Origin of the sequence: Paraburkholderia lycopersici (assembly GCF_900096975.1) — a bacterium.
GTDB lineage: Bacteria > Pseudomonadota > Gammaproteobacteria > Burkholderiales > Burkholderiaceae > Paraburkholderia > Paraburkholderia lycopersici.
Window position 1 is genome coordinate 16,326 of the sequence record NZ_FMYQ01000012.1, and the last position, 24,426, is coordinate 40,751.

A 24,426-nucleotide genomic window follows, 5' to 3' on the forward strand; every position below is an offset into this window, starting at 1 on the left:
GCCGCTACGCATTCAAGGAGTGAGTCACAGTGAGCGCTATCCAGTGGAGCGGCGTGTTTCCCGCCGTCAGCACCCAGTTCAAGGCGGACTTCTCGGTCGATATCGACGCCACGCACCGGGTGGTGAGCAATCTCGTCAAGGACGGCGTTTCCGGCCTCGTGGTGTGCGGCACCGTCGGCGAGAACACGTCGCTCGCAACGAACGAGAAGATGGCCGTGATCGAGGCCGCGCGCGACGCGGCGGGCGGCAAGGTGCCGGTGATCGCGGGCATTGCCGAATTCACCACCGAATTCGCGCGCCAGACCGTGCGAGAAGCGGCGCGCGTGGGCGTGGACGGCGTCATGGTCATGCCCGCGCTCGTGTACTCTTCGAAGCCGCACGAAACGGCCGCGCATTTTCGCGCCGTCGCTTCGAGCACCGATATCCCGGTGATGGTCTACAACAATCCGCCAATCTACAAGAACGACGTGACGCCCGACATCCTGATCGCTCTTCAGGATTGCGAAAACATCGTCTGCTTCAAGGATTCGTCGGGAGACACGCGGCGCTTCATCGACTTGCGCAACGCCGTGGGCGAGCGCTTCGTGCTGTTCGCGGGCCTCGACGACGTCGTGGTCGAAAGCGTGGCGGTCGGCGCTCAAGGCTGGGTGTCCGGCATGTCGAACGTGTTTCCCAAGGAAGGCGAAACGCTCTTCCGTCTCGCGAAGCAAAAGCGCTTCGACGAAGCGCTCGCGCTCTATCGCTGGTTCATGCCGCTGCTGCATCTCGACGCGCGTCCGGACCTCGTGCAATGCATCAAGCTGTGCGAGGAGCTCGTGGGGCGCGGCAGCGCCGTCACGCGTCCGCCGCGCCTCGCGCTCGAAGGCGAAGCGCTCGCGCACGTGAAAGCCGTCGTCGAGAAGGCGCTCGCCGCGCGCCCCTCCCTGCCCAACGTCGGTCTCTGAGCCGCCATGACCGGCGCGCCCGCGCACGTCGTCCTCGCGCTCGACGAAGTCTTCGCGCTCTCGCGCAAGGTGCTGCTGCGCCACGGCGCGTCCGGAGCCCATGCCGACGCGATCGCGCGCGTCATCACCCAGGGCCAGCGCGACGAATGCCATTCGCACGGCATTTATCGCCTGCTGGTCTGCGCACGTTCGCTCAGGAGCGGCAAGGTCGACCCGCGCGCCGAACCCACGCTGCGCGATATCGCACCCGGCGTGCTGGCCGTCGACGCGCACTACGGCTTCTCGCTGCTCGCCTTCGAAACGGGGCTGCCCGTCCTTGCGCAAAAAGCGCGCGGCCAGGGCATCGCGGCAATGGCCATCAATCGCTGCTTCCATTTTTCGGCGTTGTGGCCTGAAGCCGAAGCCATCGCGGCGCAAGGCCTCGTGGGCCTCGCGATGAACCCGAGCCATAGCTGGGTCGCGCCGGCGGGCGGCACGCGCGGCGTATTCGGCACGAATCCGCTGGCGTTCGCCTGGCCGCGCGAGGGCACGCTCCCGTTCGTGTTCGACTTCGCAACGAGCGCCATTGCGCGCGGCGACATCGAACTGCACGCGCGCGAGGGCAAGCCGATCCCGCCGCATTGGGCGCTCGACGGCCAGGGCCAGCCGACCACCGACGCCCGCGCCGCGCTGGCGGGTGCGATGCAGACGTTCGGCGGTCACAAGGGCTCGGCGCTCTCGGCCATGATCGAACTGCTGGCGGGTGTGCTGATCGGCGATCTCACCAGCATGGAATCGCAGGCTTTCGACCAGGGCGCGGGCGCCAGCCCCTGCCACGGCGAGCTCGTCATCGCCATCGACCCGCGCCGCTTCGGCGGCGGCGAGGCCGCTCAGGCACGCGCGGAGCGGCTCTTCGGCGCCATCACGGCCCAGGGCGCGCGCCTGCCGTCGCAGCGCCGCTTCGAAGCGCGCGAGCGCAGCGAGCGCGACGGCGTGAAAGTGCCGCGCGCCCTGTACGACGATGTACTGAAGCTGCTCGACTGATTCCCGCCGACGCCGCCCCCCAACGTATCGCTTAAGCGCCGGTTAAGCCGGGATGAGCGACAATGACACGTTGAAATAGGGGGAGCGAGCAATGCGCCTGTTGCTGGTGGAAGACGACGAAATGATTGCCGAAACGGTGCTCGATTCGATGCGCCGCGAGGGTCATGCCGTCGACTGGGCGCGCGACGGGCGGGAAGCGGAGCTTTCGCTCGACAACGATGTCTACGACCTCGTGCTGCTCGATCTGGGGCTGCCGAAGAAGGACGGCATCGAGGTGCTCAACGGCTATCGCCGCAAAGGCGGCGAAGCGGCCGTGCTGATCCTCACCGCGCGCGATTCGGTCACGGACCGCATCGCCGGGCTCGACGCGGGCGCGGACGACTACCTCATCAAACCCTTCGATCTCGACGAGCTGGCCGCCCGCACGCGCGCCATGCTGCGCCGCCGGACGGGCCAGAAGCAACCGGTCTACACGCACGGCAGCCTCGCGCTCGACCCCGCGGCCCACGAAGTGACGAAAGATGGCGCGAGCGTCGCGCTCGTGCCGCGCGAATTCGCGTTGCTGCGCGTGCTGATCGAACAGCCCGCGCGCGTATTCACGAAGGCCGAGCTCGAAGAGCGCATGTACGGCTGGGGCGAGGAAGTGGGGAGCAACGCCATCGAAGTGCATGTGCACAGTCTGCGCCGCAAGATCGGCACCGAGCAGATCGTGACGGTACGCGGCGTGGGCTACCGGCTCAAGAGGCCGGAATGAATTCGATCCGCCGCCGCCTGCTGGGCTGGCTCATTTGCGGCTTCGCGGCCACCTCCGTGGTGGCGGGTTTCGGCATTTTCCACACCGCGCGCGAAGAGGCGGGCGAACTCTTCGATTACGAGCTGCGCGCGGTCGCGCTTTCCATGCCCGCGAACGTCGAAACCGCGCGCCAGGTCGAGCAATCGGGCCCCGGCTTCGACGAGATCGCCGACGACCGCATACTCATCGAGATCTGGGACCGCAACGGCACGCCCATCTACCACTCGCGGGAAACGCCCACGCTGCCGCGTCAAACCACGGGCTTTCGTACGATCGAAGAAGGCGAAGTGCATTGGCGCGTGTTCGGGGTTGTCCAGCCCGAGCGCTTCGTGCAGGTCGCGCAGCCCATTTCCGTGCGCGACGCGCTGGCGTTGCGTCTCGCGCTGCACACGCTGTGGCCGCTCGCGCTGCTGGTGCCGGTTGCGATCGTGCTCGTGCTTCTCGTCGTGACGCGCGGGCTCGCGCCGGTGCGTGCGTTATCGGCGCTGCTCACCGCGCGCTCGGCGCATGCGCTCGAACCGCTGCGCCTTGACGGCTCGGTGCCCGTGGAACTGCGTCCGCTCGTGGAGGCACTCAACGACCTGCTGGCTCGCCTGAACGCGGCGTCGCAGGCGCAGCGCACGTTCATCGCCGACGCGGCGCACGAGCTGCGCTCGCCACTCGCCGCGCTCAAGCTGCAGTGGCAGGCGGCGCTGCATGACGGCACGCTGAGCGGCGAGCCGCGCACGCTCGAGCGCATGCAAACGCGCCTGAACCGCACGATCCGTCTCGTGCAGCAATTGCTCACGCTCGCGCGCGAAGATGCACAGGCGCCCGTGCCCACCACCGCCGTGAGCCTGCGGCGGCTCGGCGAGCAGGCCATCGGCGACTTTTCGCTGCTCGCGGAAGAGAAAGGCATTGACCTCGGGCTGGAGTCGCGCCCGCCCGTCGCTCCCGAGGACATCTGCAACGTGAATGCCGATGCGCACGGGCTCAATACCTTGCTGAACAATCTGCTCGACAACGCGATCCGCTACACGCCGGCAGGCGGCAAGATCGATCTCGTGCTCACGCGCACGCACGACACGCTCGGCTTCGAAGTCGTGGACAACGGACCCGGCATTCCGGAAGCCGATCTCGAACGCGTGCTGGACCGCTTCTTCCGCGGCGACCAGGCGCTGGGTACAGGCAGCGGCCTCGGCCTTTCGATCGTCGCGCGCATCGCGCGGCGGCAAGGTCTGACGTTCACGTTGCGCAACAACCCTGGCGGGCGCGGCCTCACCGCCGCGGTGAGCGGGCTGCAAACGCTCGCGGACGCGGTGGCCGACCCGCTAGCCAGCAGCCGAACCGCAAGGGCCACGAGCGATTCGGCATAACGAGGCGGCTGTCGCATACCTGGCGTACCCTGCCCACCCGGCTTACACTTCGTACTCCGGATTACGCTGCAGTTCACGCAACTGCGGCGCATGACGACCGACGTGCACTGCCGATGCACGGCGCGCGCCGTCTCTTCATTCGTCCAGTAGCGAAGGCGCCGCGGCGTGTTGCCCATATACGTTGAGCAGATCGTCGCAGAACGCGCGCACGATGGGCTTTTCCACGGCGCCGCGTTTGACGGCGAGATGCATCGGCACGTCGAAGCTGAACGTCGTGCGCCCCAGCACCCGGATCAGACCCCGCTGCTCGAACGGCTCGGCATGATGCGCCGGCAGATAGCCGATATGGCTGCCCGAGAGGATCAAAACCGTGGCCGCGTCGATGCTGTCGGCGATCGCGCTCACCTGCCGGTCGCCGATGCCCGCAAGCTCCTCGGGGATCGGATAGCTGCGCCATACCCAGTCGTGCTCGCGCAGATCGTCGACATTGACGTGAGGCGCCTGGTGGAAAAGCACATGCCCACGCCCGCAGCACAGCACCTGGCGTTCGTCGAACAACGCGGTGTAGTCGAGGCCCGCCACGCGATGCCAGAAGTAGCCGATCGCAATGTCGAGATGGTTGTTGACGAGGCTTTCTTCGAGTTCCTGCGGTGCGGCTACCTTCATCGTGAAGCGCACGGCCTGATCGCGCTTGCGAAACGCACCAATTGCTTCCGCGAGCCGTGCGTTCTCGACATGCGAAGCCTGCCCGATCAGCCCGATGCCCAGTGTGCCGACGAGCTTGCGGTCGATATCGCGCACGCGCGCGACGAACTCGGAGGTGGCCGCAACCAGTGCGCGAGCGGAAGGCACGAAGCGCTCGCCCTTCGACGTGAGGCGAAAGCCGCCGCGCCCGCGCTCGCAGAGCTTGAAGCCGACGCGCGCCTCCAGCGCCGAAAGCTGCGTGCTGATGGTGGACTGGCGCACGCCCAGCGTCGCTTCCGCCGCCGTGATGCCGCGCGCATCGACGACGGCGAGAAAGACGCGGATGAGCCGCAGATCGAGATCGGTGGTATTGGAGAACATACTGCTTCGGATCGCTAACGGAGATTCACATCGGAAAGCCCATCGCCTTGATGCCCTTTATCCAGGCGCGCTTCCAGCCGCCTTCCGCGTCGGCGCCGTCGAACGCATGGAACGTGACCTTCGCGGCAAGCCAGCGCACGGGCTCCGGAGGGATATAGATCGGGCTCTGGTTGGCGATGTCGAGCGCACGCTCGGGGCTCTTGCGGTCGAAAAGAATGTTCAGGCCCATGAACGCGCCGAAGCGGCTCGCCGCCACGCCAAAGCCCGTATAGCCCGCCACGAAAACGGCCTTGCCGTTCAGATAGCGTTTCGCGAACACGGAGCCGCGCGAGCAGTAGTCGATCGGACCACCCCACGCGTGTGAGAAGCGCACGTCGCGAAGCTGGGGAAACGTGCGGTAGAACGCCTGCGCCAGCCGATAGTAGGTTTCGGCCTTCTGGTCCTGCGGCGGGTTCGGGTCGCCGTCGAAGTGGTAGCTCACAAGGCCGCCGAAGATGATGTTGTTGTGCTTCGTAAGGCGGAAGTAGTTGAGCTGCGTGCGCGTGTCGTAAATACCCTGACGATTCTTCCAGCCGATGCGCGCGAGCTGCTCCCCGGTGAGCGGCTCGGTGGCGAGCACGTGATCGCGCACCTGCAGCACACGGCGATTGATATCAGGAATGCCAACCTTTGCCGTACCGCTGCCGAACACCACGCGCGGCGCGCGCACGCTGCCTTCGGGTGTCTTTACGTGGACGGTTTGGCCTTCGTCGATGACGTCCACGAGCGGCGTGTGCTCGTAAATTCTCACGCCGAGCGAGAGCGCCGCGCGCTTGAGGCCCCACGCAAGCTTGGCCGGATGCACGATGCCGCTGCGATTGCGCGACCATAGCGCGCCGGCGAACAACGGCGAATCCAGTTGCTCGCGCGTCGTCTCGCGGTCGAGCAATACGACATCGTGCCCGTAGCGCCTGTGAAGCTCGTAGTCGCCGCGCAAATGCTCCATATGCTCCGGATCGACAGCCACGGTCATCTCGCCATTCCATTCGACGTCGGCGTCGATGTCATAGCGATCGAGCGTCGCCTCGAAGCCATCGAGATTGCGATGGCCGAATTCTTCGAGCTGCGCGATATCGTTCGGGAATACGCGCACCGCATTGGGCAAGCCATGCATCACCGATGTCGAAATGATGCCGCCCGCGCGGCCCGACGCGCCGTGTGCCACCTTGCCCGCCTCGATCAGCACCACATTCAGATGCGGCATCTGCTCCCTGGCCTGCACAGCCGCCCAGAGGCCCGTGAAGCCGCCGCCGACGATCAGCAGATCGGCGTCCACGCTGGCACCGAGCTTCGGCTCGGTCGGCGGCTCGGCGGGATTGTCGAGCCAATAGGGAAAAAAGCGCGTGTGCGACAGCGCCTCTCGCACATCGAGCGCAACGGGCGTGTGCGATTGAACGTCGATATCTGCAGGGGTACTCATCATTGGCTTCACCGCGTGGAACGGAAGAGACGGGGCCGCCGCCAGCGGAGGCGGCGCGCTTTAGGCCTGTTCGAGCACGACGTAGAACTTCTTCGCGTCCTCCATGGTTTCCCAACGGCCTGCAAAGCCCGCGGGCAGCAGGTAACCCTGGCCTGCCGTAAACTCCTTGCGACCGCCGTTCGCGTCGGTCAGCGCAATCTTGCCTTCCACGAGCCATACCGCCTCGTCGGCGGTCGTGGCCGGGAAATCCACCGCGCCGACCTTGCCTTCCCACCAGCCGATCACGTAATTGTCGTTCTTGCCAGCGGCCGCGCGCCAGTCGCTTTCGTCCATGCCGAACTCCAGCCTGGTGAATTCCCCGATACCGGCGCCCAGCGGCACGATGTCCTGAATCAGTTTGCTCATTGCGTCGTTTCCAGGTGATTGAATGACGCCAAAGTTACCGGCTGGCACGGCTGCGGTATGCCCCCCCTCAGGGGGGACAAGCTGCGTTTTGGGCCCGTTTAGCGCCATCTGGCGGTCCCGCTCCGCCTTTTTGGCGGCCAAATGCCATCGGCTATAATGAATCGGCTTTCACGAAGGGGCGCGCCATGCTGCTCAACGTACCCCCGCCCGACCGCGATCAACCCAATTTTCCACTTTCGTTCAAGACCCTCGGCAACGTGATCGAGGCTGTCGGCACGCCCGATTTCGTGCCGCGCCTCACGCTGCTGCTAAACGAAGTCGTGCCCGTCAACGTCGTGCATATCGAACGCTCGCGCGTGGATAGCACGATGCCCACCGGCTTTCGCTGCGAATGGATCGGCAGCGGCGGGGTCGGAATGGATTCGGGCGCGATTTCGGACGTGATGACCCTCTATTACGACCGCTTTTACGAAAGCGACCCGCTTTTCGCCGGCATTCGCGGCAAGATCGGCACGATGCTCGTCGTGCGCGACATTGGCGCCATTCCGCCGGGCGAGTTCCGCCAGCGTCTCTTCGACGAAGCGCGCATCGCCCACGAATGCGTGCTCGCGCGCGGTACGCGCCACGCACAGGACTCCATCGCGCTCGAACGAGCGCTGCGCGAGCCGCCGTTTACCCTGGTGGAAATGAACCGTTTTCGCAACGTGAGCGAGTTTCTGTTTCCGCTGCTCGAACTGCACGCCTCCACGAGCGCAGCCCGGCGCATCGCCCACGCTGCCCCGTTCATGCATCCGCTCGCGCAATTCGACGCGCGCATCGCGGCGGACGGCGTGCGCCTCTCCAAACGCGAATACGAAACGTGCGCGCACCTCGTCACGGGCAAGACCGTGCCCGAAACCGCGCAGATTCTGGGCGTGCAAGTGGCCACCGCCGAGTCGTACGTGAAGCGCGCGTTCGCGAAGCTGGGCGTGCGCACCAAGCGGGAACTGATCGCCTGGGGCCACGCCGCCGCTTGAATACGGGCTGCCGCTGCGCGATCAACGATCGCGCATACATCGATCGCCATCGATGTAAACATCTCCACTTCGATATTTGGCCGCACGCAATCTCCCCTACCATCGCCCGATCGATTTGACTCTAACGATCGGAGACTCGCGAGATGGAGCGCCAGTTCAACCAGCCGCTGGGCGGCAACGAGATGCCGCGGTTCGGCGGCATCGCAACCATGATGCGCCTGCCGCAGGCGCAGACCACCGAGGGGCTCGACGTCTGCTTCGTGGGCGTACCGCTCGACCTCGGCACCTCGAACCGCTCGGGCACACGCTTCGGGCCGCGGCAGATCCGCTCGGAATCGGTGCTCCTGCGCCCCTACAACATGGCCACGCGCGCGGCACCGTTCGATTCGCTGCAGGTCGCCGATATCGGCGACGTCGCGACGAACCCGTACGATCTGAAGGATTCGATCCGGCTCATCGAAGCCGCATACGATCGCATCGTCGAGACAGGTTGTCGTCCGGTCACGCTCGGCGGCGACCACACGATCGCATGGCCGATTCTGCGCGCGCTGCACAAGAAGTACGGCAAGCTCGCCGTCGTTCACGTCGACGCCCACGCCGACGTGAACGACACCATGTTCGGCGAAAAGATCGCGCACGGCACGCCGTTTCGCCGCGCCGTCGAGGACGGTCTCCTGCAATGCGACAAGGTCACGCAAATCGGCCTGCGCGGCACCGGCTATCACGCCGAAGATTTCGACTGGTGCCGCAAGCAGGGCTTCACCGTCGTGCAGGCGGAAGCCTGCTGGCACCGCTCGCTCGCTCCGCTGATGGAGGAAGTGCGCGCGCGCGTGGGCGACACGCCCGTGTACCTGAGCTTCGACATCGACGGGCTCGATCCCGCCTTCGCGCCCGGCACCGGCACGCCCGAGGTGGGCGGACTCACCGTGCAGCAGGGGCTTGAAATCGTGCGCGGCATGAAGGGGCTCAACGTGGTGGGCGCCGATCTCGTGGAGGTTTCGCCGCCCTACGATCAGGCCGGCACGACCGCGCTCGTGGGTGCGAGTCTCGCTTTCGAAATGCTCTGCATCATGCCCGGCGTGGCCTGCCGCTAACGCGCGCGAGGAAAAATACCATGGCTACGAATCCTGGGCACCGTCCCGAAGACCACGCATTCGTGCTGCCCGCCGCGACGATTGCGGGCACCACCTTCTTCGCTGCGACCGGCGAGGCTCGCTCGGCCATCTGCAACGCGGCTACGGGCGAGACCATCGGCTGGCAGGAGCACGCGACGGCCGAACTCGTCGACCGCGCGGTGCATGCCGCGCGCAATGCGCTCATTGCGTGGCGCCACACCACGCCCGCCGCGCGGGGCAGGCTGCTGCGCAAGATCGCGGAATTGCTGGAAGCCGATCGCGAGCGCCTTTCGGCAATGCAGATGCAGGTGAGCGGCAAGCCGCGATTCGAAGCGGACCTCGACGTGAGCGACGCGGCCGCGACCTTCAACTATTACGCGAGCCTGTGCGACGACGCGTCGATGTTCGCGGCCGAGTCCGTTGCCGTGCCGGACGACACATTGCAGGCCGAGCGCATGCACGAGCCCATGGGTGTCGCGGCGCTGATCGTGCCATGGAACTTCCCGATGGTCACGACCGCATGGAAGCTCGCCCCCGCGCTCGCCGCCGGCTGCACCGCGGTTCTCAAGCCCTCGGAGCTCACCTCGCCCACCGAGCACATGCTCGCTGAAATCGTCAGCGAAGCCGGTGTCCCGGATGGCGTCGTGAATGTCGTCAACGGAGGCGGCGACGTCGGCGCGTGGCTCACGGCGCATCCGCTCGTCGACAAGATTTCGTTCACCGGCAGCACGGCGTCGGGACGCAAGGTCATGCAGGCCGCCGCGCAGGACATGAAGCGCGTGACGCTCGAACTGGGCGGCAAGTCCGCGCTGATCGTGCGCGCAGACGCCGATGTCGCGCAGGCCGTCACGCTCGCCGTGGGCGGCGCCTTTGCGAACGCCGGGCAGATGTGTTCGGCAACGGCGCGCATCCTCGTGCACGACGACGTGTACCGCAAGTTCATGGCCGCATTCGAAACGGCGGTGCGCGCGCTGGTCGTCGCGCCGCCCGATCACGGCGGTGCGGCAATGGGCCCGCTCATCAGCGCCGCGCAACACGCGCGCGTGACGGCGCTCGTGGCGGAAGGCGTCGAAGCGGGCGCGCAGATCGCCTTTACCGGCAAGCTCGATTCCGCATGCGCGGACGGCTTCTTCATGGCGCCGGTCGTCGTCGCGGAACCCGCCGCAAACAACACGCTGTGGACCGACGAGGTGTTCGGACCCGTAGCGTGCGTAAAATCGTTCCGATCGGATGACGAAGCCATTGCGCTGGCCAACGACACGCGTTACGGACTTGTCGCCACCGTCGCGACCAACGACGAAAAAGCCGCGCGCCGCTACAAGGCGCAGCTTCGCGCGGGGCTCGTCTGGATCAACACGCCTCAACTGATCTTTCCGCAGGTATGCTGGGGCGGTTTCGGGCTGAGCGGCATCGGCCGCGAGCTTGGGGTAGCGGGCCTGCGCAGCTATCAGGAGTTGCGTCACGCGGTCGGCCTGCGCGCGTGACCGTACCGTGATGGCCTCGTCGCGGCGTCGCGACGTTTTGGCGGCCCTCGCCGCCGACGCCCCGGAAGCCGCGGCCCGCGTGGCATAATTGCGGGATCATTTTCGCCACTTCACGCTACGCGCCGTGCGCCGAATCCCTCTCTGGCCGGGCAGTCTGCTGGGGACGCTTGCGCTCCTCATGGCAACGCTCGCGCCGGTGGTTTCGCACCTGCTCGCCGCCCAGGCCATGCAGTCCACGCAAGGCGCAGTGGTACGCGCGCCCTGCGGCATGCCTTCGATGGCGCGCCACGTTCACGGCGCAAACGGCGAAGCGAACCTGCATGCAACGCCCGGCGACATGCAGGACTGCGGTTATTGCAGTCTCTTCGCGCATCTGCCGGTTGTGCCCGGCATGCCTGCCGCAATGTTCCTTGTCGGGCAGCTCGTGCAAGCGCGCATCGCCACGCAGTTCGAAAGCGTGCGCCTCGTCAAGCCCGCGAGCCACATCCGCGCACGCGCCCCACCCCTGTCCTGACCGTATCGAACCTGGCAACCCCCGACGATACGCCCCGCGTATCGCCGGGCCTGCACGCGCGCCGCCGTTGCTCGCGCGCGTGCCTCGCTCCACGACAGGACAACTCATGTCTAACCAATCGCCGTCCGGCCGCGCGTCTCTGGGCGCGCTCGCGCACGTTCGCTCCATCAGCCATGTGATCGCCTGCGCGCTGGTGCTCGCGCCATGCGCGGCCCATGCGCATGCCATCGCGGGCGACCGCGTATTTCCCTCCACGCTCTCCGTCGACGACCCCGGCGTAGGCGACGAGGCCAACCTCGAATTCGGTCACCAACGCGTGCCGGGCGACGCTGGCGACCAAAGCATCAACACCTTCGACTTCGAGTACGACAAGCTCATCACGCCGAGGCTCGCCTTCTCCGTGGACGGAAGTTACGTCATGCAGAACAATCCCACCGCGCGCGGCTTCGACAACTTCGGCGTGGGGCTCAAGTATCTGCTCTACGTGAACGAGGCACACGAGTTCATGACGTCGGTCGGCGTGGACGCCGAACTCGGCGGCACGGGAAGCCGCGCAATCGCCGACAACTTCTCGACGATCTCGCCCACCCTCTTCGCCGGCAAGGGCATGGGCGACCTGCCCGACTCGCTCGCGTGGCTGCGCCCCATCGCCATCACCGGCGAGGCCGGCCCGTCGTTCACGACGGGCGGCGGTCAACCGAACTCGTTCGACTATGGCTTCACGTTCCAGTACAGCCTGCCCTACCTGCAACAGCACGTACACGACGTCGGCTTGCCGCAGCCGTTTTCCAACCTGATCCCGCTGGTCGAGGTGCCCCTCTCGAGAAGCCAGGGACAAACCACGGGCACCGTCAACCCCGGCTTCATCTGGATGAACCGCTACGGCCAGCTCGGTATCGAAGCGCAGATACCGATCAACCGGGCAAGCGGCTCGCATGTCGGCATCCTCGCGCAGGTGCACCTCTTCTTCGACGATATCGCGCCGCGCACGCTCGGCAAGCCGCTTTTCCAGTAAGCCCGCACATTCACACAGGAATTCCGCCATGAAACTCGCTACATTGCGCACGCTCGTCGCTTCGGTCGCGCTGCTTGCCGCCCACGTCGCCTGGGCCCATGCTTATCCGACGCATCAGGAACCGCCGGCGGGCGCAACTGCGCCGGCCACGCTCAACGCCGTCGTGATCGACTTCGACGATGGGCTCGAACCCGCATTCAGCTCCATCGACGTCATGAACGCGCAGGGCAAGTCCGTCATTCGCGAGAAAGCGAAGGTCGACGCCGGCAACAACAAGCGCATGTCGGTCGCGCTGAATGCGTTGACGCCGGGGAAGTATTCGGTGGTGTGGATCGCCGTCGCCGCCGATGGGCATCGCACGACCGGGCATTACACATTCGACGTGAAGTGAACGTTCGGCAATGAAGACGCCGTGCGGCGATGTCACGCGAGACGGCCGCACGGCTCGCCGGGAAGGCGGCTAGAAGGCTCTGCCTTCGATGAGCTTGCCTTCGGCAAGCAGGGCGTCGATGGCCGCCTGGGCGCGACGGTCGGCTTCGTCGAAGGCTTCGCGCTGGGTGGCCGGGGGAAACGCCCCGAGATCGAGCGTGTACGAAGGCTCGTCGCCGGCTCCGCAGACAACGGCGTGCAGCTTCACCCCGGAATCACGCGGGGCTTCGACGATCCAGCGAAAGTACGACACATAGCGATAACTCCGCATCGGGTTGATCTCCTGAAAATCCCGAAAACACAGGGAGGTTCGTGAAACCCATGAAGCGCCCCCAAAAAAGACAGACTATCGCGTCAAAACAAACGCAGTCGTGATCGCGATCACGACTTTCGAGCCATATGCCGGCTTTCTTACGATGGCGTGGTCGCCATAAAGGCGTCAGGCGCCCCGTTCAAGGCGTCGTATAGTTCGGCAACCGGCAAATCGCCTATCTCCTTGTGGAGATAGGCCGTGAACGCGCGATCGTAAAGCGCGCGCCCCGCGTGGGTTTCCATCGTCATATCGAAACCGTTGAGAACCAGGTCGGCGATTTCGCCGGCTTCGAGCAGGATGTGTTCAGCTTTCTTTCGTTCCATGGTCGTGCTCCGCTACAGCAGGATCATGGAATTTTACGGGGACGGGCGAGGAATTGCTGGAGGAAATAAACAGGGGCGTTTCGGTTCTGTGTCACGCCTGCCGCTAGTGTCGCCGTCTGCTGTGTTATCCTGGCGGCATGCGGCTCGCGCGGTCCGGTCCGACGACTGCGTGCCGAGCGGAGATGAACAGGATGGACGAGAGAAAGCGAGAAAGCATGGTGGCCTACCTGCAGCGCAGGATGGCCGAATTTGGAATCGAACCGGAGGACGTTGCCGCTTCCATTGCGGCAGACCAGGAACGACTGCGTGCCGCACGATATCGCGACGCCTATGGCAATACGTGGGACGGAAAAGGCGCGGTTCCGCAATGGGTACTACAGGCGACCAGCGCCGGTCAGTCGCTGGAGCATTTTGCGGTCAACGCGACGCCGGAACAGGAATCGCGCAAGCGCCCGGCTGTCGACTGGCGAGACGACCCCTTCGCTGGCACCCGTCTTGCGACAGTCAAGTCCGAGCAGGCAGCCACTTCCTGAGCATGCGCAAGGATTTATCCGTGGCAACATCGGCACCGCATCGTTGCTGCATCGACGCTTCAGTCTCCAGAGCCTCCTCATCGCCCCGCGCGCACCGCTAGTCTCCACGAGCCTCGCCACGGCCCGCTCCAAACGTCGGGCGGAACAGCAGCAGCACGATCGTCACGACACAGAACGCCGCGCCGGCACGGAAAGTCGCAGCGGCGCCAAGGCGTTCCCACAACTGGCCCGCGACAGCGCTCGAAACGAGCGTCACGATACCGCTCAGCAGGTTGAAGAACCCAAACGCGGTACCGCGCAGATGTGACGGCGCCGCGTGCGCGACCATCGTGGCGAGCAGGCCTTGCGTCATGCCCATGTGCAGTCCCCAAAGCGCGACGCCCACGACGACTACGCTCCAGTGTATGCCGTGTGCAAGGACGAGGTCCGAGCCGATCAGCACGACGAGACCGGCTACGAGCAACCGCGTGTGGCTCACCGTGTCCGCGAGTTTGCCGCACGGATAAGCGGACAGCGCATAAACGACGTTCATCGCCACCATGACGAGCGGAACCAGCGCAATCGGTACGCCGCTACCCATGGCCCGAAGCACGAGAAACGCCTCGCTGAATCGCGCCAGCGCGAATACCGCGCCGGTTGCGACGACCCACCAATAATTCGAACCCATTTCGCCGAGACTCGACCAGCGCACGGGCTTGTTCCGCTGCACCCGAGGTTCGTGCGCGGGCTCTTTGACGCCGAACGTCAAGAGCGCGACCGCGAGCAGGCCGGGAATGACGGCAAGCCAGAAAGCGAGCCGAAAGTCGTTCGCCCATTTCAACATGATGAGAACGGCCAGCAACGGCCCAAGGAACGCCCCCACCGTGTCGAGCGACTGGCGCAGCCCGAAGGCCGCGCCGCGCACGTGCTGCGGCGTGATATCCGCGACGAGCGCATCGCGAGGCGCCCCCCGGATGCCCTTGCCGACCCGGTCCATGATGCGCGCCGTCACCACGATCCCGATCGTCGGCGCGACGGCAAAAATCGGCTTGCTCAATGCGCCGAGCGAATACCCCGCGACGGCCAGCCATTTGCGGTTGCCCAGGTAGTCGCTGAGCGTGCCCGAAAACACCTTGACGATCAGGGCCGTGGCCTCCGCGACGCCTTCGATGAGGCCAATCGCGCCTGCGCTGGCGCCGAGGCTTGTCAGCAAAAACATGGGCAGCAGGCTGTGGATGATTTCGGATGAGACGTCCATGAAGAGACTGACGCAACCGAGCACCCACACGCTGCGGGGAATCTGCCGGACAACGCTGACTTGCGGTTCGTTTCGCATGCGATATGGTGACACCAAATGGCACATTCGAACGGCGTGGACGTACGCCGATGCTCAGGCGAGCCGTTACGGCGGCTACGTCCCGTGACGCTTCGCCGGGGCGGCTGGGAGCTAATGCGGGCCGAACTGGCGAGGCATCAGGTATGGGTCGCGGCGGCAGAACCGGCCCGCCTTGCGCGGCGTAGCGCGGGAATGTCCGAAAGCCGCATGCCGGCGGGCAGGAGCGGATGCTTCGCATGTCCCACACGTTGCGCGCGGTAAATGCCCGTATGGCCGGAAAACAAATAAGCCACGACGCAAGCCAGCGCCGCATACATGCCGATGTCCGCGCCGAACAGCTCGATTGCCATGACGGTCGAAGCGACAGGCGTGTTCGCGGCGCCGGCAAACACGGCGACGAATCCAAGCCCGGCAAGCACCGGAACCGGCAATGCCAGCACGTGGCCCAGTGCGTTTCCGAGCGTCGCGCCGATATAGAACAGCGGCGTGACTTCGCCGCCTTTGAAGCCCGATGCGAGCGTAACGACGGTGAAAACGAATTTGCCCGCGAAATCGTAGACCGGCAACGCACGATTAAACGACTCGACGATAGTCGGAATACCGAGGCCCAGATATTGCGGCACGTCGAGCACTGTTGCCGCTATCGCCACAACGATGCCCCCCACGAACGGGCGCGCCGGCGCGTAAGCGATCTTGCGCTTGATGAACGCCGAAAGCGCGTGGGTCGAATCGGCGAACAGCATGCCCACGACCCCGAAAGCGATGCCCGCCAGAATGACGGACCCCAGTCCGAGCGGCGAGATGCGCGGAACAAACGGAATGCTGTAGACCGTGTGATGAATACCCCAGACGCGACATACCTGGTCCGCCACCAGCGACGACGCAATGCAGGTTAGCAGCGCGTCGTAGCGCAGGCGCCCGATGGCCAGCACTTCCAGCCCGAATATCGCGCCTGCCAGCGGCGTGCCGAACACCGAAGAAAAGCCCGCTGCGATTCCGCCCATCAGCAGAATGCGGCGGTCTTCCCGGTCGAGGCCAAAGAGATGCGTCACCTGGTCGGCCAGCGCCCCGCCCATCTGGACGGCCGTGCCCTCGCGCCCCGCCGAGCCGCCGAAAAGATGGGTAATCACGGTAGCGACGAACACGAGCGGCGCCATCCGCTTGGGCACGATTTTCTGCGGGTCGTGGATTTCGTCAATCAGCAGATTGTTCCCGCCTTCGACCGGCTTGCCGACACGGTGATAAACCCAGCCGGTCATGAAGCCGGCAACGGGCAAGAGCCAGAGCAGCCACGCGTGGGCCACGCGAATGTCGGTCGCGCGATCGAGCGCAAAAAGGAACAAGGCCGATGCGCTACCCGCCAGCGCCCCCAGGATGCACGAGAGCAGCAGCCAGCGCGCGAGGTACGGAACCATCGCGAACTGCTCGATAGACTTCAGGTGTTTCATTGCGGTCCAGGTTTGAATGAGCGTCAAACCCGGGCGACAGGGGGCGTCGCGTAGACGGCCTACGACCTCCTGCACCCAGGAACTCGTAGGCATCATCAGCCCTGCGGGAATGCAGGGCGGTTACGGGAGGAATGCCATCTCCCAAAAGACTCGTGATTCTATGCGACAACATATCGCGCCGCAACAGGATTGTCGCAGCCATCAAGAGGCGGATTCGCGGCGCTAAAGGAGCGTGAGAAAGAGAATCGCCACCAGCAAGGCGCCGATTAGCGCGAGATAGAAATTCAGATTACCTGATTGAAGCGCGCGCAGGCGTTGCGCGCAAACGTTCACGAAGCGGATAGCGGGCTCGAACAGGTGGCGCTCGAACAAGTCCGTCACCCCCGACGAAAATACCAGACGCTTGACGAAATATTCGCGCTGCTCGTGTTCGCGCGTGGCGCTGATCGTCGGTTGATAGACGAAGCTGTAAAAGGTCCGCATGGCATTGGAGAACGTCAGCGCGGTCGTCATGGCGTCGCGCTCGTGCGCCGTCATGCCGCCGAACCATACCGGCACGCGACGGACCGCGCGCTTGCTCGTGAGCCAGAGAAGCGCCAGCGGTAGCAATGCGAGCAGCGGCATCGCGAGAATCAGCTTCGACGGCGAAATGAAGGCGAATTTGTCGGTGAGCGGCACGAGCAGCCATCCCGCCACCATCGCGCGCGGAATGTCGACGTGAAAAAGCGCCTGCGCCCCGCGGGCGAGCGCGTTGAGCCAAAGCGGCGCCCCCACCGCCACGGCCAGCACGCACAGCCCGAGCACGCCGACCGCGGTCGCGCTCGCTCGCGGCACGGGACGCGTGACCTCGACGTCGGGCAAGCCCTGCAGTCCGAGTCCGAACAGCTTGACGAACGTTGCGAGCGCAACGGCGGCCGCAAGTGCGAGACCCGCGCCCGCCAGCACGAGTACGAGCCGCCCGATGAACGAGGTGAGATGAAAACCCTGGAATACCGTCTGAAACACGTACCATTCGCTGACGAATCCGGCTTGTGGCGGCACGGAAGCCAGACTCATCACCGAGAATACCGCGCCAACCCCGAGCAGAAAGCCGCTGCGCCTCAGCCACCCGCGCGGAACGATGTCGTAGCTACCGCACGCCGCGAAGACGCCGTCCGCCGCGAGAAACAGCGCGCCCTTGGCAAGCGCGTGCCCGGCAAGATGCAACAACGCGACAGTCCACGCGAGGCCGGCCAGGTCGCCGAGCTGGCTGGCGCGGAACAGCTGCGTCACGCCCAGCATGACGACCGCCACCGACGCATTTTCCGCCGACGAGTAACTGAGCAGCGCACGCCAGTCGTCCTGCTGAAACGCGAAAAGCACCGCGAGAATCGCACTGGCGACGCCCAGCGCAATGGCAATCACGCCGAGTCCAAACGCCGTGCCGCTCTGCGCCGATACGTCGAGCCAGCCATTCCACGCGCGGCTCAACGCGAAGTACGCCGCATTGAGTACGACGCCCGAGAAAAGCGCCCCGGTTGCGCCGCTGCCGCTCGCGTACGCACGCGGAAACCATTCGTAAAACGGCAACAGGCCGAGCTTCGCACCGAAGCCAATCAGAAATGCGATGCCGGCGAGCCACGAGACGAGGTTGCCCGACGACGCAGCATGAGCGGCGAAGCTTGCAAAGCGGATTTCACCGGCTGCCTCGCCGAGCAGTACGACGGCGAACATCAGCGCCACCGCGCCGACCTCCAGCAATGCGAGCATGAGCATGACCGGCCGGCCCTCGCGCTCCGCGGCCCGCTCGCCCATGAGCATCAGCGCACCGCCCAGGCTCATGCTCTCCCATGCCGCCAGAAGCGCCGCGCCGTCCTGAAGTCCGAACACGCCCAATGCGCCGAGCAGGCTGAAAGCCGCCCCAGCGTGCCAACGTCCGGAGCGGCCGGAAAGCGGCGAGCCCAGCCAGCAGGCGAAGGCTGCCGGTACGAGGCCGAAGCCCATTAGCCATAGCCCTGCTGGCTCCATGCCGAAGGCCACTGGTTGACCCGCAAGCTCCACCGGCAGAGAACGGACCGGCGTGCCGTCCGGCAACGCTGTGAGGCAGGCGACGATCCCCAGCGCGCACCCCAGGCCCAGCAATGCGCGAGCGGCGCCGCGGCAAGCGTGCGGCGGTGCGAGACATGCGGCCAGTATCCACGTGGCTGCGGCAAGGCCAAACAGCAGGTTAGCGCTCAATTTGTCCTCCGCGTATCCGCTGGTTTGCCCTGCCGACAATCATCAGGAGTGCGTGGATCAAGGCCGCCGGATTGGGCGGGCAACCGGGTAGATAGATGTCCACTGGCAATATGCCATCGAGCCCGGTCGCGCATGCGTAGTTTCCGCCGGTCATGCCCCCGGAAACGGCGCAGGTTCCCGTGGCGACGACCCACCGCGGCGTCGGCATCGCATTCCATGTTGCGAGCAGGGGCTCGCGCATGGCTTTCGTCACCGGGCCCGTCACGAGCAGGACATCGGCAAATCGCGGGGACGGCGTGAAAAAAATCCCAAGCCGATGCAGGTTGTAAAAGGGATTGTCGAGCGCCTGCAATTCCGACTCGCAGCCGTTGCACGATCCCGCGTCGACATGGCGAATATGCAGACTGCGCCCGAAAGCCCGGCGCTCGCGCTCCACCACCTCGCGCACGATGCGCTCGCTCATCGCCTCGTCCCATTCGAGGTCGGAACGCTCGCGCACGCCGAGCGCCCACGCTTCGGATGGCGTGAACGCGCCGCTCGGACAAACCTCGGCGCACCGCTGGCAGACGATACAGCGGCCCCAGTCCACTTGCGGTCGCGCGCGCGACTGTTGCGAGGGCGCGAAGACGATGGCCCGTGTCGGACAGGCTTCGGCGCATGCCTCGCAGCCCGGCGTACATCTTGCCGGTTCATAGCGCGGCATACCGAGCACGCCGTGCTGCCCGTCATCGTCGCCGGTCAGCGGCCAGCCCGTGCTCGCGCTCCCCTCCTTCAACCCGAACCACGTCCATAGCGACATGCGCGATCCCTCCTGAGGCGCCGTGAGCGACGCTAGCGTGCGCAGCCTGAAATCGTCAGCCCGAAGCTCGCTTCATTGATTGCGTAATCCATCATGTTGCTGTCGTGAACCGTCGATGGAAAAACGCGCCAGTTCGAAAACGACGGCGACTTGATTTTTACGCGGGCGAATCGCGCTTTTTCATCGAAATGCACCGCATACAGCACCGTGCCGCGCGACGACTCGGTCCAGCCCAGGCCTTCCGCGAATTCAGGCGGGCGGCAAGCGGCGCCTGGCGGGCCATCCGGCACACCCTGGCCGATTGCGCGCCCAATCAATGCGATGCTCGCGCGCAGCTCCGCGATTCGCACGCGCATGCGCGCACACGCGTCGCCTTCCGTTGCCATGGAAACGTCCGGCCTCAAGAGCGTGTAGGCTGCGTACGGATGGTCCCGGCGCAAATCACGGTCGACGCCCGAAGCACGCTCAACGGGCCCGGTGGCCCCTTGATCGAAAGCCAGTTTCGCACCCAGCGGCGCGGTCGAGATCAGCCGGTCCAGATGGCTGGTGGTGCGTTCGATGAGTCCGATGTAGCGTTCGACTTCCGGCTTGAGCGTCGCGAGCCCGTCGGCGACCGCATGTATGTCCAGTTCGCGCCGCACTCCTCCGGGCCAGACGATACCGCGCAAAAAGCGGCTCCCGCATGCCCGGCCGTTTATCTGCTTCGCACGCTCCTCAAGCAGTTTCCCCTGCGCTTCGCCGACCTTGAGCGTTGTCGTATGGCATAAGTGGCCAAGGTAGTGCAGATGATTGTAGATGCGCTCCAGTTCGGCCGCGACGAGACGATGCCAGCACGCGCGCGCGGGCACTTCGCAACCGGCCGCGTCCTCGATTGCCTGGGCACAGGCAAGCGCGTGCGCCAGGCTATCGACACCCGAAACGCGCTCCGCGAGCACGACGCCCGTTCCGCTGTCGAGGCATTCGAACTGCTTCTCCACGCCGCGATGCTTGAGGAACAGATTAGCGTGGTAATGGAGAATCGCCTCGCCCAGGTAGTAAAAGATGAACTGCGCCGACTCGACCACATCGGCACGTACAGGTCCGAACGGCAATAGCTGCACATGTTTGCCCGACACCGCGGGCAGAGCGGGGGCGGGCACGCTGGCGGCAACGCTCCCGCCCCGCGCGCGCTCCGGCTCCAGCGGCCCTCTCGCGTCGCGCGGCAAGAATGCGGTAACGAGCCGCTCAGGTTCCGGGTGCCCCGAGAACGCAATCCCGCTCATTTCCATGACCTCGCGTTCATGCCAGCCAAGCAGCGGACAGATTGCCGCCAGACTCGGAACCGCCGCGCTGCCGACGTCTACCGACCAGACCTGGAAAGCCCGATGGCCCGGCAACGTCGCCACATAGCGAAGCTGCCCGCGATCCGGCGCCGGAAACCATGCATAAACGCCCTGCATTCGGGCACCTTGCATAACGAGCGCTCGTGCTCGTGCCGGCAGTTCGCCAGCTTCCACCGTCGTCAATTCGCAATTTTTCACCGGGTTCCTCCGCCGAGGTCGCCTGCTACCGTTGCAAAGAATTGCCATAGCTCCTGCGGCCACCAGACGCCGAAAACGAATACCGGCGCCAACGCCAGCCACATCGGCAGCGTCATCCATGCGCTGACTGCAATCTGCGTCGTGTCATTCACTTCGTTTTTTTCGGCTCCCCGAGAAAGGAGATACATCTTGCGAAAGTGATTGAGAAAGCCGACAAAAATGACCACCAACAAGATCAGAAGCACGATGACCGCCCAGGCATTGGACGTCGCAAGCCCCGCGCGCATGAGCGTCAGTTCGCTGAGGAAAAGACCAAAGGGCGGCGCACCGGTGATGGCAACGGCACCCGCGAGCCATAGCGCGCCGGAAACCGGCAGGCGCTGCCAGACATCGCGAATTCCGTCGACATCCTTCGTGCCATAGAGCCGCATTGCATTGCCCGCGCCGAAAAACATCAGCGACTTGTTCAGCGAATGATTGAGCATGTGATAGAGGACTGCGGCGATGGCCAGCGGACCGCCGAAGCCGAAACCGAGCGCCAGTATGCCCATATGCTCGACGCTCGAATACGCCATCAGCCGCTTGATGCCTTGCTGGCGGACAATGAAGAGCGCGGCGACCAAAAGTGAAAATGCGCCGAATACCACGAGGACTACGCGAGGCAGCCGTGACGGACTCGCTGCGTCCGTGATCGTGAGAAAGCGTGCGACGCCCAGCATCGCCGTATTCAGCAACGCTCCGGAGAGCATCGCCGAAACTGGCGCAGGCCCTTCGCTGTGCGCATCGGGCAGCCATGTGTGCATCGGCGCCAGGCCAGCCTTTGTTCCATAGCCGACCAGCACCAGTAAAAAAGCCATCTGCGTCAGGGAGGGACTCATGCCCGGCGCGGCGCGCCGCAGCGCGTCCCACGTCATGTCGTAGGTCGGGCCGATGACGAGGCTGCCTGCCCAGTAGAAAAGAACCGTGCCGAGTAACGCGAGGCTGATGCCCGCCGAAACGACGATGATGTACTTCCACGCGGCTTCGATGGATTCCTGCCCGCGCTCGAAGCCGACGAGGAATGTGCTCACCAGCGTGGTCAACTCGATCGCAATCCAGTAGACGCCGATGTTGTTCATCAGAGGGCCTGAAATCATGGTCGCAGCAAAGAGCGCAAAAAGCGCGTAAAAGCCAGGCAAACGCGCCGCCTCCTCCTTGAGCAGACGCATGTAGCCCACCGCGTAAATCGACGCGAGAAAGTACACCGCGCAGGTGCAGACGAGTGTCCAGGCGCCGAGCGCGTCGAAGAGTACGTAGCCCGCAATGAACGTGCGTGCGCCATCGACATGTACGGCCAGCCAGATCGCCGCGGCGAGGCACACGATCGCTGCGGCGAGATTCCCATACTCGGCGGCACGCGCACTTCGGCTCAGCACCGCGATCAGTGCAGCCAGGAGCGGCGCGACGGTCACAAGAACGAGCCACGCTTCGATCATGGTTACCCCACCAGACGCCGCAATTCGCGGCTGCTCGTGCTGCCCACGTGAGCGACGAGATAGCGCACCAGTACGCCGAAGCTGACCACGATCACGAGCAGATCGAACAGCAGCACCAGTTCGATGAGCAGCGGCATCCCCGGCACGAGTATCTGCGAGCCGAGAAAGATGCCGTTCTCGAGAATCAGGAGACCAAGCACCTGACTGATGGCCTCCTGGCGCACCGTCAGCATGAGAAACCCGATGAGCTTCATCGAAAGCATGACCGTGAGCGCGAGCACAACGACGGTTCCTCCAAGGCCGAGCGCATTTCCCAGATGGTTCGAGACGACAAAGGCAAAGAGTACGAGCAAGGCGCCTAGCACCAGGCTCGAACCAGGTTGCAGGCTCACGTGCAGTTCGCGCTCCACTTCGAGCCGCGCGATGATGCGCCAGACAAGGTACGGAAGTACCAGTCCGCGGAATAGAGCCGTCAACAAGGCCACCAGATAAAGCTCGTGATAGTTGCCGTAGTAGCCCACCGCGCCGGACAGCGCCGCGATGAGCCACGACTCCGCGGTGAAGGCGAGCAGATAGTCCTTCAACCAGCGCGAGCCGAGCATCACGAACGCGAGCAGTAAACTGCCGATCGCAAGCAGACTGAACAATGAGGCTGCAAGCGGTGTCAGATGCGTGAGCAACATGGCTTCACCGTAGCTGGTTAGCCGCGATGGCAAGCACCGCGAGCATGAACGAAGCCGCAAGCGGCTCCTGATAACGGAAGAAACGCAAGCGCGATTGAGCCGTCTCCACGAGAACGACCACCAGCGCGACGACGAGCATTCGCCCGAAGAGCCCCGCCGCCGCCGCCAGCGCACCGATTGCCGTGCCGTGCTGCGAAAGACCCCATGGCAGCGTCAGCACATTGCAGAAAATCGTGTAAAGAATGAACTGCTTCATCATCGACGCCCATTTGAGCAGCGCGAGCATCGGGCCGGAATATTCGAGGATGCGAGCCTCCTCGATCATGTAGACCTCGATGTGCGTGCTCGAATGGATTGGAAGCCGGTCTGTCTCGACGAGCAACAGCACGAAAAACGCGAATACGAGAAACAGATGCGCGGGACTCCAGTAAACCGGGGGCTGCTGCACGAGCAGATGATTGACGACGAACGGCAGCATTGCTTTGGCGAGCAATGTGATGCCGACGAGAACAAGAATGAGCGTGGGTTCGGCGAGAATGCCGAGCATTACCGAACGGCTCGATCCGATGCCGCCGAAGGCGCTGCCGGAATCCAGGCCGGCGAGCAGAATCACGAAGGACCCGAGTGTGAGGATGAGTCCGCCTCCCAGGATGTCCCCCATGTCGGAGAGCGGCAGCGGAAAATCGGTGAGTACCGGAATCAGAATCGGCACGGTAAGCATGCAAGTAAATGCCACCACCGGTGCGCACCAGTAAATCCAGGACGCCGTTTCCGGCACGACGATCTGCTTGCGAAACAGTTTGCGCAGGTCGCGATAAGGCTGGAAGATTCCCGGCCCCCGCGCGCGCTGTACGCGCTCCTCCCATTGCACGATCACACCTTGCAGAAGCGGCGATAGCACGAGCACCGTGAGAACCTGCGCAATCTGCAGGAGGACGTCGCGCATGTTCATGGCCGTCTTCCCCGGACGTCGCGCATGGCGGATGCACGCCTCGCACGCACGGGCGCCAAGACGTGTGCCGTGCGAAACCAGCGAACAGCCACGACCAGGCAATTCAGGCAGTGAGGGTCATGCCATGACGACTCGCAGCATCCCATGTTCTTCGCTTCTTTTCAGGCGTCAATATGCCCGGGATGCTCGTGAATGCGAGCCGGCCAAACATGCCTGCCGGCCCCGGCGCCC

24 protein-coding genes and 1 riboswitch are annotated in these 24,426 nt (G+C 64.8%); of the genes, 11 read left to right on the forward strand and 13 right to left on the reverse strand.

What is annotated here, in order from left to right; translation table 11 throughout:
• Positions 1-29 precede the first annotated feature (29 nt).
• From BLU17_RS14735 to BLU17_RS14750, 4 genes are all read left to right on the forward strand, one after another.
• The gene (locus BLU17_RS14735) at positions 30-944 is read left to right on the forward strand and encodes a dihydrodipicolinate synthase family protein (protein WP_091997661.1); all 915 of its coding nucleotides are present in this window, start codon (positions 30-32) and stop codon (positions 942-944) included.
• A gap of 6 nt (positions 945-950) precedes the next feature.
• The gene (locus BLU17_RS14740) at positions 951-1,967 is read left to right on the forward strand and encodes an Ldh family oxidoreductase (RefSeq protein ID WP_091997663.1); all 1,017 of its coding nucleotides are present in this window, start codon (positions 951-953) and stop codon (positions 1,965-1,967) included.
• 91 nt (positions 1,968-2,058) lie between these two features.
• Complete coding sequence (locus BLU17_RS14745; RefSeq protein WP_091997665.1) at positions 2,059-2,721, forward strand: response regulator; 663 nt, start codon at positions 2,059-2,061, stop codon at positions 2,719-2,721.
• Positions 2,718-4,115 (forward strand): ATP-binding protein, encoded by a 1,398-nt coding sequence (locus tag BLU17_RS14750; protein WP_091997667.1) that lies wholly within the window; start codon positions 2,718-2,720, stop codon positions 4,113-4,115. The genes BLU17_RS14745 and BLU17_RS14750 overlap by 4 nt, the downstream gene beginning before the upstream one ends.
• A gap of 135 nt (positions 4,116-4,250) precedes the next feature.
• Here BLU17_RS14750 and BLU17_RS14755 read toward each other — a convergent pair whose 3' ends face one another.
• Genes BLU17_RS14755 through BLU17_RS14765 form a run of 3 tightly spaced genes read right to left on the reverse strand, consistent with a single transcriptional unit; the run spans position 4,251 to position 7,044 of the window.
• Complete coding sequence (locus tag BLU17_RS14755; RefSeq protein ID WP_091997669.1) at positions 4,251-5,180, reverse strand: LysR family transcriptional regulator; 930 nt, start codon at positions 5,178-5,180, stop codon at positions 4,251-4,253.
• Between the two features lie 25 nt (positions 5,181-5,205).
• Positions 5,206-6,639: an NAD(P)/FAD-dependent oxidoreductase gene (locus tag BLU17_RS14760; RefSeq protein ID WP_245746870.1), complete on the reverse strand. Its 1,434-nt coding sequence runs from the start codon at positions 6,637-6,639 to the stop codon at positions 5,206-5,208.
• Positions 6,640-6,699: 60 nt separating this feature from the next.
• Positions 6,700-7,044: a cupin domain-containing protein gene (locus tag BLU17_RS14765; RefSeq protein ID WP_091997673.1), complete on the reverse strand. Its 345-nt coding sequence runs from the start codon at positions 7,042-7,044 to the stop codon at positions 6,700-6,702.
• Positions 7,045-7,229: 185 nt separating this feature from the next.
• Between BLU17_RS14765 and BLU17_RS14770 the strand changes: the two genes are divergently transcribed.
• The 6 genes from BLU17_RS14770 to BLU17_RS14795 all read left to right on the forward strand — a co-directional run bounded on the left by BLU17_RS14770 (position 7,230) and on the right by BLU17_RS14795 (position 12,579).
• On the forward strand, positions 7,230-8,060 hold the full coding sequence (locus BLU17_RS14770; RefSeq protein WP_091997674.1) for a helix-turn-helix transcriptional regulator: 831 nt from the start codon (positions 7,230-7,232) through the stop codon (positions 8,058-8,060).
• A gap of 143 nt (positions 8,061-8,203) precedes the next feature.
• Positions 8,204-9,154, forward strand: a complete 951-nt coding sequence (gene speB / locus BLU17_RS14775; protein WP_091997676.1) for an agmatinase — start codon at positions 8,204-8,206, stop codon at positions 9,152-9,154.
• A 20-nt stretch (positions 9,155-9,174) separates the two neighbouring features.
• Positions 9,175-10,659: an aldehyde dehydrogenase family protein gene (locus BLU17_RS14780; RefSeq protein ID WP_091997677.1), complete on the forward strand. Its 1,485-nt coding sequence runs from the start codon at positions 9,175-9,177 to the stop codon at positions 10,657-10,659.
• A 124-nt stretch (positions 10,660-10,783) separates the two neighbouring features.
• A complete protein-coding gene (locus BLU17_RS14785; protein ID WP_143189257.1) occupies positions 10,784-11,173 on the forward strand; it encodes a DUF2946 domain-containing protein in 390 nt (129 codons plus the stop codon).
• A 106-nt stretch (positions 11,174-11,279) separates the two neighbouring features.
• Positions 11,280-12,188, forward strand: coding sequence for a hypothetical protein (locus BLU17_RS14790; RefSeq protein ID WP_091997680.1), 909 nt, complete (start codon positions 11,280-11,282; stop codon positions 12,186-12,188).
• A gap of 28 nt (positions 12,189-12,216) precedes the next feature.
• Entirely contained in the window at positions 12,217-12,579 is a 363-nt protein-coding gene (locus tag BLU17_RS14795) for a copper resistance protein CopC (protein ID WP_091997682.1), read from the forward strand.
• Positions 12,580-12,648: 69 nt separating this feature from the next.
• Here the strand turns inward: BLU17_RS14795 and BLU17_RS14800 are convergent, their stop codons facing one another.
• Positions 12,649-12,888 (reverse strand): hypothetical protein, encoded by a 240-nt coding sequence (locus tag BLU17_RS14800; protein ID WP_091997684.1) that lies wholly within the window; start codon positions 12,886-12,888, stop codon positions 12,649-12,651.
• Positions 12,889-13,028: 140 nt separating this feature from the next.
• Positions 13,029-13,253 carry a hypothetical protein gene (locus BLU17_RS14805; RefSeq protein WP_091997686.1) on the reverse strand — a complete coding sequence of 75 codons (225 nt, stop codon included), beginning with the start codon at positions 13,251-13,253 and terminating at the stop codon, positions 13,029-13,031.
• A gap of 191 nt (positions 13,254-13,444) precedes the next feature.
• Between BLU17_RS14805 and BLU17_RS14810 the strand changes: the two genes are divergently transcribed.
• The gene (locus BLU17_RS14810; RefSeq protein WP_245746871.1) at positions 13,445-13,786 is read left to right on the forward strand and encodes an H-NS family nucleoid-associated regulatory protein; all 342 of its coding nucleotides are present in this window, start codon (positions 13,445-13,447) and stop codon (positions 13,784-13,786) included.
• A 97-nt stretch (positions 13,787-13,883) separates the two neighbouring features.
• Here BLU17_RS14810 and BLU17_RS14815 read toward each other — a convergent pair whose 3' ends face one another.
• The 8 genes from BLU17_RS14815 to BLU17_RS14850 all read right to left on the reverse strand — a co-directional run bounded on the left by BLU17_RS14815 (position 13,884) and on the right by BLU17_RS14850 (position 24,195).
• Positions 13,884-15,101, reverse strand: a complete 1,218-nt coding sequence (locus tag BLU17_RS14815) for an MFS transporter (RefSeq protein ID WP_091997690.1) — start codon at positions 15,099-15,101, stop codon at positions 13,884-13,886.
• A 137-nt stretch (positions 15,102-15,238) separates the two neighbouring features.
• On the reverse strand, positions 15,239-16,549 hold the full coding sequence (locus BLU17_RS14820; protein WP_091997691.1) for a voltage-gated chloride channel family protein: 1,311 nt from the start codon (positions 16,547-16,549) through the stop codon (positions 15,239-15,241).
• A 79-nt stretch (positions 16,550-16,628) separates the two neighbouring features.
• Positions 16,629-16,700: riboswitch (Fluoride riboswitch) on the reverse strand.
• A 71-nt stretch (positions 16,701-16,771) separates the two neighbouring features.
• The gene (locus BLU17_RS14825; protein WP_091997693.1) at positions 16,772-18,766 is read right to left on the reverse strand and encodes a proton-conducting transporter transmembrane domain-containing protein; all 1,995 of its coding nucleotides are present in this window, start codon (positions 18,764-18,766) and stop codon (positions 16,772-16,774) included.
• The gene (locus BLU17_RS14830; protein ID WP_091997695.1) at positions 18,756-19,565 is read right to left on the reverse strand and encodes an NADH-quinone oxidoreductase subunit B family protein; all 810 of its coding nucleotides are present in this window, start codon (positions 19,563-19,565) and stop codon (positions 18,756-18,758) included. Before BLU17_RS14830 ends, BLU17_RS14825 begins: the two co-directional genes overlap by 11 nt.
• Before the next feature lie 32 nt (positions 19,566-19,597).
• Positions 19,598-21,133 (reverse strand): hydrogenase large subunit, encoded by a 1,536-nt coding sequence (locus BLU17_RS14835; protein WP_218137018.1) that lies wholly within the window; start codon positions 21,131-21,133, stop codon positions 19,598-19,600.
• Positions 21,082-22,293 (reverse strand): proton-conducting transporter transmembrane domain-containing protein, encoded by a 1,212-nt coding sequence (locus BLU17_RS14840; RefSeq protein ID WP_245746872.1) that lies wholly within the window; start codon positions 22,291-22,293, stop codon positions 21,082-21,084. Before BLU17_RS14840 ends, BLU17_RS14835 begins: the two co-directional genes overlap by 52 nt.
• Before the next feature lie 269 nt (positions 22,294-22,562).
• Positions 22,563-23,243, reverse strand: a complete 681-nt coding sequence (locus BLU17_RS14845) for a hydrogenase (RefSeq protein ID WP_091997701.1) — start codon at positions 23,241-23,243, stop codon at positions 22,563-22,565.
• A 4-nt stretch (positions 23,244-23,247) separates the two neighbouring features.
• Positions 23,248-24,195 carry a respiratory chain complex I subunit 1 family protein gene (locus tag BLU17_RS14850; RefSeq protein ID WP_245746873.1) on the reverse strand — a complete coding sequence of 316 codons (948 nt, stop codon included), beginning with the start codon at positions 24,193-24,195 and terminating at the stop codon, positions 23,248-23,250.
• Positions 24,196-24,426 lie beyond the last annotated feature (231 nt).

Bases quoted from the DNA above. Each gene is read 5' to 3' on its own strand.
- BLU17_RS14740 (WP_091997663.1), top strand. From the start codon at position 951: ATGACCGGCGCGCCCGCGCACGTCGTCCTCGCGCTCGACGAAGTCTTC.
- BLU17_RS14845 (WP_091997701.1), bottom strand. From the start codon at position 23,243: ATGTTGCTCACGCATCTGACACCGCTTGCAGCCTCATTGTTCAGTCTG.
- BLU17_RS14790 (WP_091997680.1), top strand. From the start codon at position 11,280: ATGTCTAACCAATCGCCGTCCGGCCGCGCGTCTCTGGGCGCGCTCGCG.
- BLU17_RS14835 (WP_218137018.1), bottom strand. From the start codon at position 21,133: ATGGCAATTCTTTGCAACGGTAGCAGGCGACCTCGGCGGAGGAACCCG.
- BLU17_RS14745 (WP_091997665.1), top strand. From the start codon at position 2,059: ATGCGCCTGTTGCTGGTGGAAGACGACGAAATGATTGCCGAAACGGTG.
- BLU17_RS14750 (WP_091997667.1), top strand. From the start codon at position 2,718: ATGAATTCGATCCGCCGCCGCCTGCTGGGCTGGCTCATTTGCGGCTTC.
- BLU17_RS14800 (WP_091997684.1), bottom strand. From the start codon at position 12,888: ATGCGGAGTTATCGCTATGTGTCGTACTTTCGCTGGATCGTCGAAGCC.
- BLU17_RS14820 (WP_091997691.1), bottom strand. From the start codon at position 16,549: ATGAAACACCTGAAGTCTATCGAGCAGTTCGCGATGGTTCCGTACCTC.
- BLU17_RS14795 (WP_091997682.1), top strand. From the start codon at position 12,217: ATGAAACTCGCTACATTGCGCACGCTCGTCGCTTCGGTCGCGCTGCTT.
- BLU17_RS14830 (WP_091997695.1), bottom strand. From the start codon at position 19,565: ATGTCGCTATGGACGTGGTTCGGGTTGAAGGAGGGGAGCGCGAGCACG.
- BLU17_RS14810 (WP_245746871.1), top strand. From the start codon at position 13,445: ATGGACGAGAGAAAGCGAGAAAGCATGGTGGCCTACCTGCAGCGCAGG.
- BLU17_RS14805 (WP_091997686.1), bottom strand. From the start codon at position 13,253: ATGGAACGAAAGAAAGCTGAACACATCCTGCTCGAAGCCGGCGAAATC.
- speB (WP_091997676.1), top strand. From the start codon at position 8,204: ATGGAGCGCCAGTTCAACCAGCCGCTGGGCGGCAACGAGATGCCGCGG.
- BLU17_RS14765 (WP_091997673.1), bottom strand. From the start codon at position 7,044: ATGAGCAAACTGATTCAGGACATCGTGCCGCTGGGCGCCGGTATCGGG.
- BLU17_RS14780 (WP_091997677.1), top strand. From the start codon at position 9,175: ATGGCTACGAATCCTGGGCACCGTCCCGAAGACCACGCATTCGTGCTG.
- BLU17_RS14760 (WP_245746870.1), bottom strand. From the start codon at position 6,639: ATGAGTACCCCTGCAGATATCGACGTTCAATCGCACACGCCCGTTGCG.
- BLU17_RS14840 (WP_245746872.1), bottom strand. From the start codon at position 22,293: ATGCGTCTGCTCAAGGAGGAGGCGGCGCGTTTGCCTGGCTTTTACGCG.
- BLU17_RS14815 (WP_091997690.1), bottom strand. From the start codon at position 15,101: ATGCGAAACGAACCGCAAGTCAGCGTTGTCCGGCAGATTCCCCGCAGC.
- BLU17_RS14755 (WP_091997669.1), bottom strand. From the start codon at position 5,180: ATGTTCTCCAATACCACCGATCTCGATCTGCGGCTCATCCGCGTCTTT.
- BLU17_RS14770 (WP_091997674.1), top strand. From the start codon at position 7,230: ATGCTGCTCAACGTACCCCCGCCCGACCGCGATCAACCCAATTTTCCA.
- BLU17_RS14850 (WP_245746873.1), bottom strand. From the start codon at position 24,195: ATGAACATGCGCGACGTCCTCCTGCAGATTGCGCAGGTTCTCACGGTG.